Source organism: Rhizobium sp. SG741 (assembly GCF_012275435.1).
Classification (GTDB): domain Bacteria; phylum Pseudomonadota; class Alphaproteobacteria; order Rhizobiales; family Rhizobiaceae; genus Rhizobium; species Rhizobium lusitanum.
In genome coordinates, this window is sequence record NZ_JAAZQP010000001.1 from 241,668 (window position 1) to 256,749 (window position 15,082).

Consider the following 15,082-nt stretch of genomic DNA (forward strand, 5'->3'; position numbering starts at 1 on the left):
GCGCTAGGCTTCCGCCTCCACCTCATAGGCAGTGGTTTCCGCATCGCTGCCGGGAATGAACGCATGGATGGCCGCAAGGGCCTGATTGCGATAGATATCCCGCTCCTGCAGGATTTCATGCTTGGCGCCGTGAATGGGCACAAGCTGTGCTGCGCGAAAATAGCGCGACAGCCGCTCCTGATCGACATAAGGCACGACGCCGTCTCGCGTCGGCGCGATCAGCACGGTCGGAATGGGGATCGAAAACAGGTGTTCGGGCCTGTTGACGCGCTCGATTGCATGGAAGGCTTGCGACAGCCAGCGCGCCGTCGGCGGGCCGAGGCTGAGTTGCGGATAGGCCTCGCCAATGCCGACGTTGCGCCGATAGCGCTGCTCGTCGGTGGTCAGCGGATTCTCGCCGAAAGGCCGTTCCTTGAATTTCTTGCTGAATTGCATCCGTCCGAGCCCGACGCCGCTGACCGCACCGGAAAGAAAGCGGATAAGGCCCGGAGAGACGCCGTGGCCGGTCAACCCGATAAAGGGAGCCGACAGCACCATGCGTTCAATACGGGTTGCGAGCCTTGGCGCTGCGGACAGGGCGATCAGGCCACCGGTCGAATGCGCGAGAAGAAAGAAGGGCAGGCGCGTATCCGGCAGAACGATTTTGTCGAGGAAGGCAGTGAGATCGTGTTCGTAATCCGAAAATCGCCTGATATGGCCGCGCAGCGGATCCTTCAACAACCGCTCCGAGCCGCCCTGGCCGCGAAGATCGAAGGTTGCCACCCATAGGCCCTTGGCCGTGAGATCGCGGATCGTCTCGAAATATTTCTCGATGAACTCGTTGCGTCCTTGAAGCAGCACGACGGTGCCCTTGGCGACCGGCTGCTCGCAGCGGAAAACGGCGTAGCGCAGCTTGCGCCCGTCGAAACTCTCGAAGAACCCCTCGGTGCGGTTCTCCGGCACCGGATTGTCTGCCGTGGAATAGAGGATCGAATCCATTGCGATGTCGCGCCTCGCTGACAAATGGCTCACCTCAAGGGGATAGCGCAGGTTGGGGGAATTGCAACAGGTTTGTTGGCCGCGATATCCCTCCATCGGCGTTTCCGATGATACTATCGTTTTTCTCCGTTTCCTCTCCTTGCGCCTCTCTGCGAATTCTCAGCCATAGTCATCACCTGTGGGAATGAAAGCCATGGCAATTGCTGAAATCGCGAATTCAAGAATTCTTATTGTCGGCGGCAGCTCCGGAATGGGCCTGGCGCTGGCAAGACGCACGCTCGCCATCGGCGCCGAGGTCATCATCGTCGGACGGAACGAGGACAAACTTAAACGCACCGGCGCGGAACTGCAAAGTGCGGCGCTCTCCACTGTCGCCGCCGATATCACGCAAGAGGGCCAAGTCGCCGATCTATTTGAGCGGGTCGGTCGACTCGATCACATCGTCAGCACAGCCGCCGATATCGAAGGTGCTTATGAGTTGCTGCCTTCACTGGATCTCAGGGCAGCGCAAAAGGTCGTGGAAAGTAAATTCTACGGACCGCTATTGCTCGCGAAATATGGCGTACCAGTGCTCTCCCCTGCCGGTTCCATCACCTTCACATCCGGTATCGCGGCCTATCGTCCCGCGGCGCGGGGATCGGTCGTTGCCGCGGTCAATGCGGGCCTGGAAGGATTGGTTCGCGCGCTCGCCGTCGAGGTGGCGCCGATCCGCGTGAATGCTGTTTCGCCTGGCTGGGTCGACACGCCCATCTGGACGTTCGTTGCCGGCGACAAGAAAGACGAGACACTGAGCGCCATGGCAAAACGACTGCCGGTTGGGCGGGTGGGACAACCGGAAGACATCGCCGATGCCATCAGCTTCCTGATGGGCAATGCCTTTACAACGGGCACGATACTGCATGTCGAGGGCGGGCATCGGCTGGTTTAGCCGGCGCGAAACTGTCGCTTGCGGTCGCCAGCAGCAGTTTCAGGATCGGCGGCTGAATACGCCTGCGCCGCCAGATCATCACAAGCGACGCTGCCCGCATTGGACCCGGCCAAGGCATTTCGCTGATTTCGCCACGATCGAGTGCGTCGGCGACGGCAAGTCGCGGAACCAGGCTGACGCCGGTTCCGGCAGCAACGAGCCGCGCAATCGTGCCGATGCTGCCGACTTCCGCAGCGAGCTTCGGTGCCGCCATCCCTGCCGCGTCAAATGCCTTGTCGAGCAGGTGTCGATAGACGCAGCCGACCTCTGTTGCCACAAAGCTCATGGAGGCAAGCGTGGACAAGTCGCCTCTTTTCGGCGCGGCTTCCTTCTGGGGAGGCATGATGAGGATCAACGGCTCTGCCGATATAGTTCGCTTCGCCAGGCCTTCATCGAGACCGTCCTTGTCAAAACAGAAGACGATGTCGATCTCGCCGTCTTCGAGCTTTCGCAACAGATCGCCGCTGCCGGCGACCTTCACTCGTAGATTGATATCAGGATGACCGTTCTGAAAAGTCGATAACCATTGCGGAAGCCTCATGGAAGCAACCGTCTCCAGCGCGCCGATCGTCACCGTCCCAGCTGCAACCCCGGCGGCTGCCTCGACGGCCGCGCGCGCCTCGTCCGCAACCGTCAGAATTTCTTCGGCATAGCGTCTTAATGTTTCGCCCGCCGCTGTCAGCTCCAAGCCCGATCTCGACCGGATAAAGAGCGCCGCGCCAAGTTCGGTTTCGAGCGACTGGATCTGATCGCTCACACTCGATTGGGCGAGATGGACCTCCTCGGCTGTGCGAGTGAAACTCCGGTTCCGGGCGACCGCGAGGAATGTCTTGAGTAGTCTAGGATGCATCGAGCCGTGCCCAATTAAGGTCGGAACAGGCGCCATCAAATGACGAGAGGCGCAATACAGACGACGCTGCCATATCGCTTGTGTCAGCGTCAACACGTCACGAAATGATCGCAAAAAGTCAACGGTGGGTCCGGGCTATCCGTTGCTCGAAATTTCTCGGGTGTTGGCACCTACGACGCTTGCAACTACGTTTTTGTCACAACGTCGTCTGCATCAGGTTTTCGGTGTCGCACCGCGTCGTTCGAGAGCGGTTTTGTGGATGATGTCTGCGATCTCCGGGCTGCTGCTCGACAGCATCTGGAAGTCCGATGAATAGAGCGACAGCAATGAGACTTCAGTCGCGGCGCTGACGGTCGCCGAGCGGGGCTCGCCGCTGATCAGCGCCATCTCGCCGAAGAAACTGCCGGTGCCGAGCTCCACAGGGTTCGGTGTGGCGACGCTGACCCGGCCCTCGACGATGAAGAACATCTGGTCGCCAGTCTCGCCCTTGCGGCAGATTATGGCGCCGGCCGGCACGACGCGAGGTCTCAGCGCTCGCACGATCTCGATGAGTGCGCCCGAACCAAGCTTCTGGAACAGCGGCACTGCCGCAACCAGCTGCCAATTGCGCACGAAGTCCTGGCGACGCACTTCTTCATAAAAGCCGGTGGCGAGGATGCCGGCCCACAGCGCAAAGATGCCGATTCCACTCATCATGACCAGCCCGGCAAGGACGCGACCGGCGAAACTTTGCGGAATCTCGTCGCCATAGCCGGTGGTCGACAGCGTGACCACCGCCCACCACATCGCTAGGGGGATGCTGCCGAACTTGTCAGGCTGGACGTCGCGCTCGATGATATAGGCTGCGAGCGCCGCGCCGAACAGAACGATGCCGAAGATCGAGGTAACGCCGATCAGATTGCGCGCTTCTTTGGTGAGGACCCTGCCCAGCAGTCGGAAGAAGGTTGAGCCGCGCAGCGGCTTCAGCAGCCAGATGGCACAATAGAGGCTTTGGTCGCGGCCGCCGACGAAAAAGAATGCGGCCACAGGGACTAAAACGGCAAGCACGTCGACCGCGATTTCCAATGCCCTGCCGCGAACGTCTCTCATCCGCTGCATGATCAGCGTCTCGATCAATTGCAGTACATAGGCAGCCCAGATGCCGGCGAGCAGGACTTCCAAGATGAGCCTGGTCTGTCCCGTTATGTTCGGCAACGTAAGTGCAGCCACGGTCAACAGACCGATTGCAACGAACAGCGCGTTCAGCGATGCGGAAATCTTCGAGAAACGGAGCGCCGACATTCAATACCCCGGGTGGGCTGCCACTTTTCTAGAATAGGATGGCTTCGGTCCAAACGTAAAGGGCTGGCGGGACATGCACAGCAGCCAAGTCCTGGCCAGTGAAACAAGCAATTGTGGCTGTCTTTTCAATCAGATTTCGATCGCTTCGGACATTCTTTGGAATCGCGCAAGACTATGCCGGTTCCGGCGATCATGAGGCAGCGCGAGTAGTTCGGGGAATTGCGATAGATTTTTGCTTTTCCCGGCATGACGAGCGATCGCCTCCCTGCGGCGCCCAGCATTCCATGTCTTGGGCCTTTATTGCTGCCCGACATCCAGTGGAAACCCCCTGAAAGGCTTGATTTCCTTGAGCACGAACGTCGTCTGCATCTCCTTGATGCGCGGCAGCCGGCGGACGACCGCCATGGCGAAATCCGCGTAGCCGTCGAGGTCAGCGGCGACGACCTGCAGCAGAAAATCCGCGTCTCCGGCGATGCTGTAGCATGCCACGACTTCGCTCAGCTTCAGGACGTCGCGCGAGAATTCCTCGGCTTCGGCCTCGCTGTGGCTGTCGATCTTCACTCTGATGAAAGCCAGGACGCCGAGGCCGATCTGTCGCCTGTCGAGGGTCGCCGTGTAGCCCTGGATCACTCCGGTTTCCTCAAGCTGGCGCACGCGCCGCCAGCAGGGCGATGTGGAAAGCCCGACTTCGGATGAGAGTGCCTGGTTCGTCAGACGTCCGTCTTTCTGTAGCGCGCCGAGGATTCGCAGGTCGATGGGTTCAAGCGTAGAAGGCATAGGCCACCTTAAAGTCTGTCGGTATAGGTAGGATGTACCACATAAAGCCAATTTTTAGCAATGAAAGGTAAGATTATCCGCGATAGACGAGATATTCTGCGAGCAGACACCGCCAACAACAGCAGGGTACCAATGCTTCCCGATATCCGTATCGCCATCGTCATCAACCCGGATCTGCCGCTCGGGCTGATCGCCAATACCGCCAGCGCCATCGCGATCGGCCTGGGGGCAAGGTTTCCCGGTCTCGCGGCGCAATCTCTGACCGATAGCGAGGATCGCACCATCGACATTAGCTCAAACATGCCTGTACCGATGCTGCAGGCGGATGCCGATACAATCCGGTCGCTGCTGCTGAAGGCGCTCACTCAGCAGGAAGAACGGGCAATCGTTCCCTTTCCAGCCTTCGCACGGTCGCTTCACGATTACAGGGAATATGAGGCAACGTTTCCCGGTCGTGACCTTGCCGGGGAGACCATCGATGGCCTGGGAATAGCCGGTCCATCGAAATGGGTGAAATCGCTGACGGGTTCGCTGAAGCTGTTGCGGTAGTGGTGGAAAGAAAAAAGGCCGGCTTGCGGGATAGAGAGATCCGCAGCGCCGGCCGAGCAAGGACTGAAGAAGAAGGGACGATACACTTCAGTCATCGGATGATGGTGTATCCGACGGTGTTATTGATAGGCTCGCCTGCCTGAACGGGTTCCGAACCGGGTGTTCATCTGCGGTTCACGACGGTTTTTTGCCAAGATTCGGGCGGCTGAGCGGGGTCTTGAACTCCCGAGAGGCGATCACCATCTCCAGTCTGCGGGTGCCAAACGGGCTCGCAAAACCGTCCCGAGGCCGCCAGAAGCGGGGCCATGGGGCAAGTTCAGAATCGCAATTGTCGCTCACAGGAGGACTCCATGCGTCACGTAGACTTTTCTCCCCTTTACCGTTCCACCGTCGGTTTCGACCGCCTGTTCACCATGCTCGATACTCTTGCCCAGCCGGATCAGGCTCAGACCTATCCGCCCTACAATATCGAGCGCACCGGTGAAAACACCTATCGCATCACCATGGCCGTTGCCGGTTTCGATGAAAAGGAACTGAGCATCGAGGCTCATGCCCACGTCCTTCATGTCAAGGGCGAAAAGAGCGAAGAGCCGGCTGAAGCCAGCGAATATCTCTATCGCGGCATCGCCAAGCGCGCCTTCGAGCGTCGCTTCCAGCTCGCCGATCATGTCGAGGTCAAGGCGGCTTCGCTGAAGAATGGTTTGCTGCACATCGATCTGTTGCGCAACCTTCCGGAAACGATGAAACCCCGTCGTATCTCGATTGCGGCCGATCCGGTGGAAACTCCGAAGGCCATCGAGGCTCACATCAACTAAAACAGGCTGACGGTCGTCGACCGTCATGTCCGGGCTGACGGACTTGAGCCGGCATGCCTTTGATCCTCCCAAGATCAAAAAAGAAGCGGCGCTCCATCGGGGCGCCGCTTTTGTTTTGGAGTGATATGGGGGACGTCAGGCGGCGTTCGTCGCCCCCGTTGCCTCGGCCTTCGCGGTCTCGCGCCGCTTGGCCGCATCGGCATATTTCTGGGCGAGGAAGGCGCAGGTCATCAGCTGGATCTGATGGAACAGCATCAGCGGCAGGACGATGGCGCCGATACCCTGGCCGGCAAAGATGACGTTGGCCATCGGCACGCCGCTCGCCAGCGACTTCTTCGAGCCGCAGAAGGTGATGGTAATCTCATCGGCCTTGGAGAAGCCGAGTGCGCGACTGCCGAACATGGTGATGCAGAGCACCGTAGTCAGCAGCAGCATATTGGCGACGATGACGGTGGCGATGTCGAGCACAGAGAAGGTATGCCACAACCCCTCGACCACGGCCTCGCTGAAGGCCGAATAGACCACCATCAGGATCGAGCCGCGATCGACCGGCATCAGGATCTTCTTCTTCGAGCGGATCCAATCGCCGATCCACGGCTGCAGCAACTGGCCGGCGATGAAGGGGGCGAGCAGCTGCAACATGATCTGCCACAGCACATCCCAGGAAAAGCCGCCCTGGCCACCCACCGAAAACAGCAGGCCGACGAGCAGTGGCGTCAGAAACATGCCGAAGATGTTCGAGGCGGACGCGGAGCAGATGGCGGCCGGCACGTTGCCGCCGGCAATCGACGTGAAGGCGATGGACGACTGCACGGTCGAGGGCAGCACGCTCAGAAACAGCATGCCGGTGTAGAGCGATACCGGCAGAATGCTGTTCGGTACGACCTGGCCTATGGCGAGCACCAGCAGCGGGAAAATGCCGAAGGTCGTCAGCAAGATGACGAGATGCAGCCGCCAATGCAGCAGACCGGCGATGACGACATCGCGCGAAAGGCGCGCGCCGTGCAGGAAGAACAGCAGGCCGATGGCAAAGTTGGTGGCGATGCCGAAATAGTGGGCGCTCGCCCCATGCACGGGAAGGAAGGATGCGGTCACGACCGTCAGGACGAGCAGCATGGTGAAGGTGTCTGGAAGAAAGCGGCGCATCGTGCCAACCCCGATCGCAATTGCAAGTCTTAATGATTAGTCCTTGCAGATAGACCTATTGTGATCCACGATGCAAGGAATAACAGTTATCGCAATATGGGATAAGCGAGATGCTCGACCTTACGCAGTTGCGCAGTTTCGTTGCCGTGGAGCAAATGGGCAGCTTCACGCTGGCGGCGGAAAGGCTCGGGCTCGGCCAGTCGACGGTCAGCCAGCATATCCAGAGGCTCGAAGCAGAGCTCGGCCGCAAGCTGCTGGCCCGCGATACGCATCGCGTGGTCCTGACCGGCGATGGTGAGGCGCTGCTTGGGCATGCGCGTCAGATGCTGTCGATCGAAGGGGACGTGCGCCAGCTTTTCGCCGGCAACAGCCTGCGCGGCAGCCTTCGGCTCGGCGTTTCCGAGGATTTCGTCACCAGCCAGCTTCCCGACGTATTGGAGGAGTTCGTCCGCTCGCATCCCTCGGTCGATCTGGAATTGACGGTCGCGCTTAGCGGCACGCTCTATGAAATGCAGGACAATGGCGATCTCGATCTGGTGCTTGCCAAGCGTCGTCTCGGCGATGTCAGGGGCAAGCTCGTCTATCGCGAGCCGCTGATCTGGCTGGCGCGCGATCCCGAGCGCATTCGCAAGCTTGCGGCACCGCTGCCGCTCATCGCCTTTCCTGCGCCGAGCGTCACGCGCGCAGTGGCATTGGAAGCACTGCGCCGGCAGCAGGTGCCCTGGCGGATCGTCGTCACCTGCGGCAGCCTCAGCGGCCTGACGGCGGCGGCCCGCGCCGGAATGGGCGTTCTCGTTCAGCCCCGCAGCATGGCGCCGGCCGGATTGACCGAGATTGCCCCGGGTTGGTTGCCGGCCCTGGAGGATGTGGAGTTCGTGCTTGTGCCGCGCAAGGGTGCGAATCAACTTCTGGTCAATGCTTTGTCGGAGGATATTCTGGCGAAGGTGAGGGGACTCAGATCGACGTGACGATCGCGACATTACCGGCACAATCGTAAAAGCCGCGGCCGATCATGCGGATAAGATCAAGCCTTTGCTGGGTTTATTTCGCCGGCTGTTGCGTCTCTTCCTGCATGCCCTGTCCCTGAGCCACGCCGGTTCAGACCAACGTCAGCTTCCGTCGCCACTGTAAGTGGCAGCGGACAAGGACATCAGCCCGTCCGCTATATGGTGTTATCTTCATTTCCGGACTTGTCGCTTGCGTCATGGCAATGACGGCGGTCGTCCATCGTGCCGCGAGGTCCGATCGCGACGATCCGCCGACCCTTACGATGTTCGCGCATCGGAATCGGAACTAAGCTTCAGGCGCCCTGTTGAGCGCCGCACGGCCCGAGGCCGGCTCCGGCGCTCTTCTTTGTCCCGCCGTCAAGCGAGGCAGGCGAGGAAATCCGTCACGTCGGTCTCAGTTGTGGCGAAGCTGGTGACGAGGCGGATCAGCGTCTCATCCTTGCCGACCAGTTCGGGCTGCGATTCCGGGATCGGCCATTCGTAGAATTTCGCACCCTTGTCCTCGGCAGTCTTGGCGGCTGACTTGGCCACGATCGCGAAGACCTCGTTCGAAATCGTCGGCCAGGCGAGGCGTGCCGCAGGCGCCTTTTCGATGCCGGCGCGCAGGCGGTCGGCCATGCCGTTGGAATGACGGGCCAGGTCGAGCCAGAGATTGTCCTTGAAGTAGCCATCGAACTGAGCGGCGATGAAGCGCGATTTCGAGAAGAGCTGGGCGGCGCGCTTGCGGATGAAATGCATCTCCTTCGCCTTTTCTGGATTGAAGAAGACGATCGCTTCGGCGCACCAGCAGCCGTTCTTGGTGCCGCCAAAGGAGAGGATGTCGACGCCGCGCTTCCATGTCATCTCAGCCGGGCTGGCGTCGAGCGCAACCAAGGCGTTGGCGAAGCGTGCGCCATCCATATGCAGCGGCAGGCCGTTCGCCTTGGCGACCGAGGCGATGGCATCGATCTCGGCGAGCGAATAGACCGTGCCGATTTCCGTTGCCTGGGTGATCGTCACCGCCGCGGCGCGGCCGTGATGAACGGCATCCTGCGGGAAACGGGCAATCTTGGCGGCAAGCGCCTCGGGGTCGATCTTGCCGGCAGCACCCTTGACCGTTGCGAGCCGTGCGGCGCTGAAGAAATCAGGGGAACCGCATTCGTCTTCGGCGACATGCGCCTCACTGTGGCAAAAGGTGATACCGCCCGGCTTCTGGACGCTGGCGAGTGATAATGAATTGGCGGCAGAGCCGGTCGCGACGAAGAAGACGGCTACCTCGCGCTCGAAGATCTCCGCGAATTTGGCCTCTACCCGCTGATCGAGGTCGCTCGTGCCGTAGGCGGAAGCGAAACCTCCCGACTCGGCAAGGAGGCGTTCGGCGATCTTGGAATGGGCGCCAGCCCAATTATCGGAGGCAAAGAACATGGATGTGCACCAGATGAAGGATTGAATTGAAGGAAGGATAAATGAGGCCGGGCGGACATTACGCCAATGCAACGGCCTATCAAGAGCGTCCTTTTGAAGAATGCATCACAGAAATTGATCTACGCAATCAACAAATAAAATGATGCGCTGCAGCGAAACTTTATTGCTCTAATTATGCAACAAAGGCAATCTTACGTCGTTCGCTGACGAATTTTTGCCGTTTTGCTCTTGCGAAGGCTTAAGCTTTCTGGCATAGAGCTGATGAATTAGGACAGGGTTGCTGTCCTATTTTGGCCGCCGAGGCCGAAGATGCGCCGGAGGGTCCTGACGATGTCGGGATTTAGAGCTATAGTTATCGGGAGCATGCCTTTTCAAGCCTTCGAGGCGGCGGGCAGGGCGGCGGTGGAATAGCAAGGCGCGGAACGCTGACGACGGGCTCCACCACGAGGCCCGGTGTTCGCGACCGGATCTTCACAATGCAACAGCGCTGTCGCGCCTCGGCCCCGGAAACGGACCGCGCGGGACGAAGGAGCGCCCGCGACGCGGGCCTTACCGGAGGGAAGACGATGACGAACAGGACGCCGTCCATGACTTTTGACCAGACCGCTGCAGCCAATGCTGTCGCTACGGCCAAAACGTCGAAACGCGCCGCCGGCATCCCACGGAAGCAAGGCCTCTACGATCCGCGCAACGAGCACGATGCCTGCGGCGTCGGTTTTGTTGCGCATATGAAGGGCGAGAAGTCGCATCAGATCGTGCGCGACGGCCTGTTCATCCTTGAAAACCTGACGCATCGCGGCGCCGTCGGTGCCGATCCGCTGATGGGCGACGGCGCGGGCATTCTCGTGCAGATTCCCGACCGTTTCTTCCGCGAGGAAATGGCCCTGCAGGGCATCACCCTGCCGAAGGCGGGCGAATATGGCGTCGGCCATTTCTTCCTGCCGCGCGACGAGACGCTGATCGAGCATTTCAAGAATGCCATCAGACAGGTCGTCACCGAGGAAGGTCAGGAGCTGATCGGTTTCCGCGACGTGCCGGTCGACAATTCCTCGCTCTCGAAGGCGCCCGATATCGCCGGCACCGAGCCGCATCATGTACAGGTCTTCATCGGCGCCGGTCGCGATGCCGGCACGAACGAGGAGTTCGAGCGTCGCCTGTTCACGCTGCGCAAGGTGATCTCCAACCGCATCTATGCGGAATACGAGGGCGAGGAGAGCAACTTCTACCCCGTCTCGCTGTCGAGCTCGACCATCGTCTACAAGGGCATGTTCCTCGCCTATCAGGTCGGCGCCTATTATAAGGACCTAGCCGATCCGCGCTTCGAGTCGGCGGTCGCCCTCGTGCACCAGCGCTTCTCGACCAACACCTTCCCGTCGTGGAAGCTGGCGCATCCCTACCGCATGGTCGCCCATAACGGTGAAATCAACACGCTACGCGGCAACGTCAACTGGATGGCGGCGCGCCAGGCGTCGGTATCCTCGCCGCTGTTCGGTGATGATATCTCCAAGCTCTGGCCGATTTCCTATGAGGGACAGTCGGATACCGCCTGCTTCGACAACGCGCTCGAATTCCTCGTGCGCGGCGGCTACTCCATGGCGCATGCGGTGATGATGCTCATCCCGGAAGCCTGGGCCGGCAACCAGCTGATGGCGCCGGAGCGCAAGGCGTTCTACGAATATCATGCCGCTCTGATGGAGCCGTGGGATGGCCCGGCCGCCGTCGCCTTCACCGACGGGAAGCAGATCGGCGCGACGCTCGACCGCAACGGCCTGCGTCCGGCCCGTTACCTCGTCACCAATGACGATCGCGTCATCATGGCGTCGGAAGCCGGCGTGCTGCCGGTCGACGAAGAAAAGATCATCCAGAAGTGGCGCCTCCAGCCGGGCAAGATGCTGCTGATCGACATGGAAAAGGGCTGTATCATTTCCGACGAGGAAGTGAAGTTGGAGCTCGCCACCAAGCATCCCTATCAGAGCTGGCTCAAGCGCACGCAGCTGATCCTCGAAGACCTGAAGCCGGTGGAGCCGCGCGCGCTTCGCCGCGACGTGTCGCTGCTCGACCGCCAGCAGGCCTTCGGCTATACGCTCGAGGACACCAAGCTCCTGATGTCGCCGATGGCGACGACCGGGCAGGAGGCGATCGGCTCCATGGGCACGGATACGCCGATCTCGGCCATGTCCGACAAGCCGAAGCTGCTCTACACCTATTTCAAGCAGAACTTCGCGCAGGTGACGAACCCGCCGATCGACCCGATCCGCGAGGAGCTTGTCATGAGCCTCGTCTCCTTCATCGGTCCACGTCCGAACCTGCTTGACCATACCGGCATGGCCAACGCCAAGCGCCTGGAAGTCCGCCAGCCGATCCTGACCAACGGTGACCTCGAAAAGATCCGCTCGATCGGCCATACGGAAGACCGTTTCGACACCAAGACCCTCGATTTCACCTATGACGTCGAGCGCGGCGCCGAAGGCATGCCCGAGATGCTCGACCGTCTCTGCGAGCGGGCAGAAGCCGCCGTTCGCGGCGGCTACAACATCATCGTGCTTTCCGACCGGCAGATCGGGCCGGACCGCATCGCGATCCCGGCGCTGCTGGCCACGGCCGCCGTGCACCATCACCTGATCCGCAAGGGGCTGCGCACCTCGGTCGGCCTCGTCGTCGAAACCGGCGAGCCGCGCGAAGTGCATCATTTCTGCCTGCTCGCCGGCTATGGCGCCGAGGCGATCAACCCCTATCTCGCTTTCGACACGCTGCTCGACATGCATCAGCGCGGCGAATTCCCGAAGGAAGTGGACGCCACGGAAGTCGTCTACCGCTACATCAAGGCGGTCGGTAAAGGCATCCTCAAGGTCATGTCGAAGATGGGCATTTCGACCTACCAGTCCTATTGCGGCGCGCAGATCTTCGATGCGATCGGCCTGCAGCAGGAATTGGTCGACAAGTACTTCTTCGGCACGGCGACGATGATCGAGGGCATCGGCCTTGAAACCATCGCCGAGGAAACCGTCGCTCGCCACAACTCCGCTTTCGGTCGTGATCCGCTGCTGGCGAGCACGCTTGAGATCGGCGGCGAATATGCCTTCCGCATGCGCGGTGAAAGCCATGCCTGGACGCCGGATGCGGTGGCAGCACTTCAGCATGCCGTGCGCGGCAATGCCGAGGATCGCTATCGCGAGTTCGCCGAGATGGTCAACCAGTCGGCCCTCCGGATGAACACCATCCGCGGCCTCTTCAAGATCAAGGGTGCGGAAACGCTCGGCCGCAAGCCGATTTCGGTCGACGAAGTCGAGCCCGCTATCGATATCGTCAAGCGCTTCTCGACGGGCGCCATGTCCTTCGGCTCCATCAGCCGCGAGGCACATACGACGCTGGCGATCGCCATGAACCGGATCGGCGGCAAGTCGAACACCGGCGAAGGCGGCGAGGAGTCTGATCGTTACATGCCGCTCTTCGACGGCTCGCCGAACCCGGAACGCTCCGCGATCAAGCAGATCGCCTCCGGCCGCTTCGGCGTGACCACCGAATATCTGGTCAATGCCGACGTGCTGCAGATCAAGGTGGCGCAGGGTGCCAAGCCCGGCGAGGGCGGCCAGCTGCCCGGTCACAAGGTCGATGCGACCGTCGCCAAGACCCGGCATTCGACGCCGGGCGTCGGCCTGATCTCGCCGCCGCCTCACCATGACATCTACTCGATCGAAGACCTGGCGCAGCTCATCTTCGACCTGAAGAACGTCAACCCGACCTCGGCGGTGTCGGTCAAGCTCGTCTCGGAAGTCGGCGTCGGCACGGTTGCCGCCGGCGTTGCCAAGGCGCGCGCCGACCATATCACCATCGCCGGCTTCGACGGCGGCACCGGCGCTTCGCCACTGACCTCGCTGAAGCATGCCGGCAGCCCGTGGGAAATCGGCCTTGCCGAAACCCAGCAGACGCTGGTGCTGAACGGGCTGCGCTCGCGCATCGCCCTGCAGGTGGATGGCGGCCTGAAGACCGGTCGCGACGTCATCGTCGGCGCGATGCTCGGCGCGGACGAATTCGGCTTCGCCACCGCGCCGTTGATCGCGGCCGGCTGCATCATGATGCGCAAGTGCCATCTCAACACCTGTCCGGTCGGCGTCGCCACCCAGGATCCGGTGCTGCGCAAGCGCTTCAAGGGCGCGCCGGAGCATGTCATCAACTACTTCTTCTTCGTCGCCGAGGAAGTGCGCGAAATTCTCGCCTCGCTCGGTGTGACCAAGCTGGACGACATCATCGGCGCTTCCGAGCTTCTGGAGAAGGACGACATGCTCGCCCACTGGAAGGCGAGGGGCCTCGACTTCAGCCGCATCTTCCACAAGGTCGACGCGCCGAAGGAAGAGACCTACTGGACATCAGCGCAGAAGCATCCGATCGACAATGTTCTCGACCGCACGCTGATCGAGAAGGCCGAGCCCGCTCTGTCTTCCAAGACGCCGGTCGCCTTTGAGGTCGGCATCAAGAATGTCGACCGTTCGGCCGGCGCCATGCTGTCGGGCGCGGTTGCCAAGCGCTATGGCCATCGCGGCCTGAAGGAAGACACGATCAACGTCACGCTGAGAGGCACCGCCGGCCAGTCGTTCGGCGCGTTCCTGGCGCGCGGCGTGACTTTCAACCTCATCGGCGACGGTAACGACTATGTCGGCAAGGGTCTTTCGGGCGGCCGCATCATCATCCGTCCGCCGGAGAATTCGAAGATCCTGGCCGAGCACTCGATCATCGTCGGCAACACCGTGCTTTACGGCGCAACCGAAGGAGAGTGCTACTTCCGCGGTGTCGCGGGCGAGCGCTTCGCGGTCAGAAACTCCGGTGCGATCGCCGTCGTCGAAGGCGTGGGCGACCATGGCTGCGAATACATGACCGGCGGCGTCGTCGTCGTGCTCGGCGAAACCGGCCGCAACTTCGCGGCCGGCATGTCGGGCGGCGTGGCCTATGTGCTCGACGAAATCGGCGATTTCGCGCGCCGCTGCAACATGGCTATGGTCGAGCTGGAACCGGTTCCGGAAGAGGACGAGCTGCTGGAGAAGCTGCATCATCATGGCGGCGACCTCATGCACAAGGGACGCGTCGACGTTTCGGGTGACATGACGCGCCATGATGAAGAGCGTCTCTACCAGTTGATTTCGAACCATTTCCACTACACCGGTTCGACGCGAGCCAAGGAAATTCTCGATCACTGGGCCGACTACCGCCCGAAATTCCGCAAGGTCATGCCGGTCGAGTATCGCCGTGCCCTCGAGGAAATGGAGCGCAGCCGGATGGGCGTGGCGGCGGAGTAATCCGCCCCGGCTCGTTA

At 61.0% G+C, this 15,082-nt stretch carries 11 protein-coding genes; 5 read left to right on the plus strand and 6 right to left on the minus strand.

The window, feature by feature from the left end:
* Positions 1-3 precede the first annotated feature (3 nt).
* A complete protein-coding gene (locus FHT29_RS01235) occupies positions 4-978 on the minus strand; it encodes an alpha/beta hydrolase (RefSeq protein ID WP_168595354.1) in 975 nt (324 codons plus the stop codon).
* 193 nt (positions 979-1,171) lie between these two features.
* Between FHT29_RS01235 and FHT29_RS01240 the strand changes: the two genes are divergently transcribed.
* Positions 1,172-1,906 carry an SDR family oxidoreductase gene (locus FHT29_RS01240; RefSeq protein WP_047555442.1) on the plus strand — a complete coding sequence of 245 codons (735 nt, stop codon included), beginning with the start codon at positions 1,172-1,174 and terminating at the stop codon, positions 1,904-1,906.
* Here the strand turns inward: FHT29_RS01240 and FHT29_RS01245 are convergent.
* From FHT29_RS01245 to FHT29_RS01255, 3 genes are all read right to left on the minus strand, one after another.
* Entirely contained in the window at positions 1,857-2,795 is a 939-nt protein-coding gene (locus FHT29_RS01245; RefSeq protein WP_168599017.1) for a LysR family transcriptional regulator, read from the minus strand. The genes FHT29_RS01240 and FHT29_RS01245 overlap by 50 nt on opposite strands.
* Before the next feature lie 213 nt (positions 2,796-3,008).
* Positions 3,009-4,076, minus strand: a complete 1,068-nt coding sequence (locus FHT29_RS01250) for a cyclic nucleotide-gated ion channel (protein ID WP_047555323.1) — start codon at positions 4,074-4,076, stop codon at positions 3,009-3,011.
* Positions 4,077-4,373: 297 nt separating this feature from the next.
* Positions 4,374-4,853, minus strand: a complete 480-nt coding sequence (locus FHT29_RS01255; RefSeq protein WP_168599018.1) for an Lrp/AsnC family transcriptional regulator — start codon at positions 4,851-4,853, stop codon at positions 4,374-4,376.
* A 132-nt stretch (positions 4,854-4,985) separates the two neighbouring features.
* On the opposite strand from FHT29_RS01255, the gene FHT29_RS01260 reads away from it, so the two are divergent.
* Positions 4,986-5,402 (plus strand): DUF2000 domain-containing protein, encoded by a 417-nt coding sequence (locus FHT29_RS01260; protein WP_047555443.1) that lies wholly within the window; start codon positions 4,986-4,988, stop codon positions 5,400-5,402.
* Between the two features lie 350 nt (positions 5,403-5,752).
* Complete coding sequence (locus tag FHT29_RS01265; RefSeq protein WP_037196378.1) at positions 5,753-6,217, plus strand: Hsp20 family protein; 465 nt, start codon at positions 5,753-5,755, stop codon at positions 6,215-6,217.
* 135 nt (positions 6,218-6,352) lie between these two features.
* Here the strand turns inward: FHT29_RS01265 and FHT29_RS01270 are convergent, their stop codons facing one another.
* Entirely contained in the window at positions 6,353-7,363 is a 1,011-nt protein-coding gene (locus FHT29_RS01270) for a bile acid:sodium symporter family protein (protein ID WP_047555325.1), read from the minus strand.
* Between the two features lie 110 nt (positions 7,364-7,473).
* Between FHT29_RS01270 and FHT29_RS01275 the strand changes: the two genes are divergently transcribed.
* A complete protein-coding gene (locus tag FHT29_RS01275) occupies positions 7,474-8,331 on the plus strand; it encodes a LysR family transcriptional regulator (RefSeq protein ID WP_047555326.1) in 858 nt (285 codons plus the stop codon).
* A gap of 396 nt (positions 8,332-8,727) precedes the next feature.
* Here FHT29_RS01275 and FHT29_RS01280 read toward each other — a convergent pair whose 3' ends face one another.
* The gene (locus FHT29_RS01280; protein ID WP_168595359.1) at positions 8,728-9,774 is read right to left on the minus strand and encodes a low specificity L-threonine aldolase; all 1,047 of its coding nucleotides are present in this window, start codon (positions 9,772-9,774) and stop codon (positions 8,728-8,730) included.
* 566 nt (positions 9,775-10,340) lie between these two features.
* On the opposite strand from FHT29_RS01280, the gene gltB reads away from it, so the two are divergent.
* A complete protein-coding gene (gene gltB / locus FHT29_RS01285) occupies positions 10,341-15,065 on the plus strand; it encodes a glutamate synthase large subunit (RefSeq protein ID WP_047555328.1) in 4,725 nt (1,574 codons plus the stop codon).
* Positions 15,066-15,082 lie beyond the last annotated feature (17 nt).

Bases quoted from the DNA above. Each gene is read 5' to 3' on its own strand.
- FHT29_RS01260 (WP_047555443.1), top strand. From the start codon at position 4,986: ATGCTTCCCGATATCCGTATCGCCATCGTCATCAACCCGGATCTGCCG.
- FHT29_RS01280 (WP_168595359.1), bottom strand. From the start codon at position 9,774: ATGTTCTTTGCCTCCGATAATTGGGCTGGCGCCCATTCCAAGATCGCC.
- FHT29_RS01235 (WP_168595354.1), bottom strand. From the start codon at position 978: ATGGATTCGATCCTCTATTCCACGGCAGACAATCCGGTGCCGGAGAAC.
- FHT29_RS01275 (WP_047555326.1), top strand. From the start codon at position 7,474: ATGCTCGACCTTACGCAGTTGCGCAGTTTCGTTGCCGTGGAGCAAATG.
- FHT29_RS01245 (WP_168599017.1), bottom strand. From the start codon at position 2,795: ATGCATCCTAGACTACTCAAGACATTCCTCGCGGTCGCCCGGAACCGG.
- FHT29_RS01240 (WP_047555442.1), top strand. From the start codon at position 1,172: ATGGCAATTGCTGAAATCGCGAATTCAAGAATTCTTATTGTCGGCGGC.
- FHT29_RS01270 (WP_047555325.1), bottom strand. From the start codon at position 7,363: ATGCGCCGCTTTCTTCCAGACACCTTCACCATGCTGCTCGTCCTGACG.
- gltB (WP_047555328.1), top strand. From the start codon at position 10,341: ATGACGAACAGGACGCCGTCCATGACTTTTGACCAGACCGCTGCAGCC.
- FHT29_RS01265 (WP_037196378.1), top strand. From the start codon at position 5,753: ATGCGTCACGTAGACTTTTCTCCCCTTTACCGTTCCACCGTCGGTTTC.
- FHT29_RS01250 (WP_047555323.1), bottom strand. From the start codon at position 4,076: ATGTCGGCGCTCCGTTTCTCGAAGATTTCCGCATCGCTGAACGCGCTG.
- FHT29_RS01255 (WP_168599018.1), bottom strand. From the start codon at position 4,853: ATGCCTTCTACGCTTGAACCCATCGACCTGCGAATCCTCGGCGCGCTA.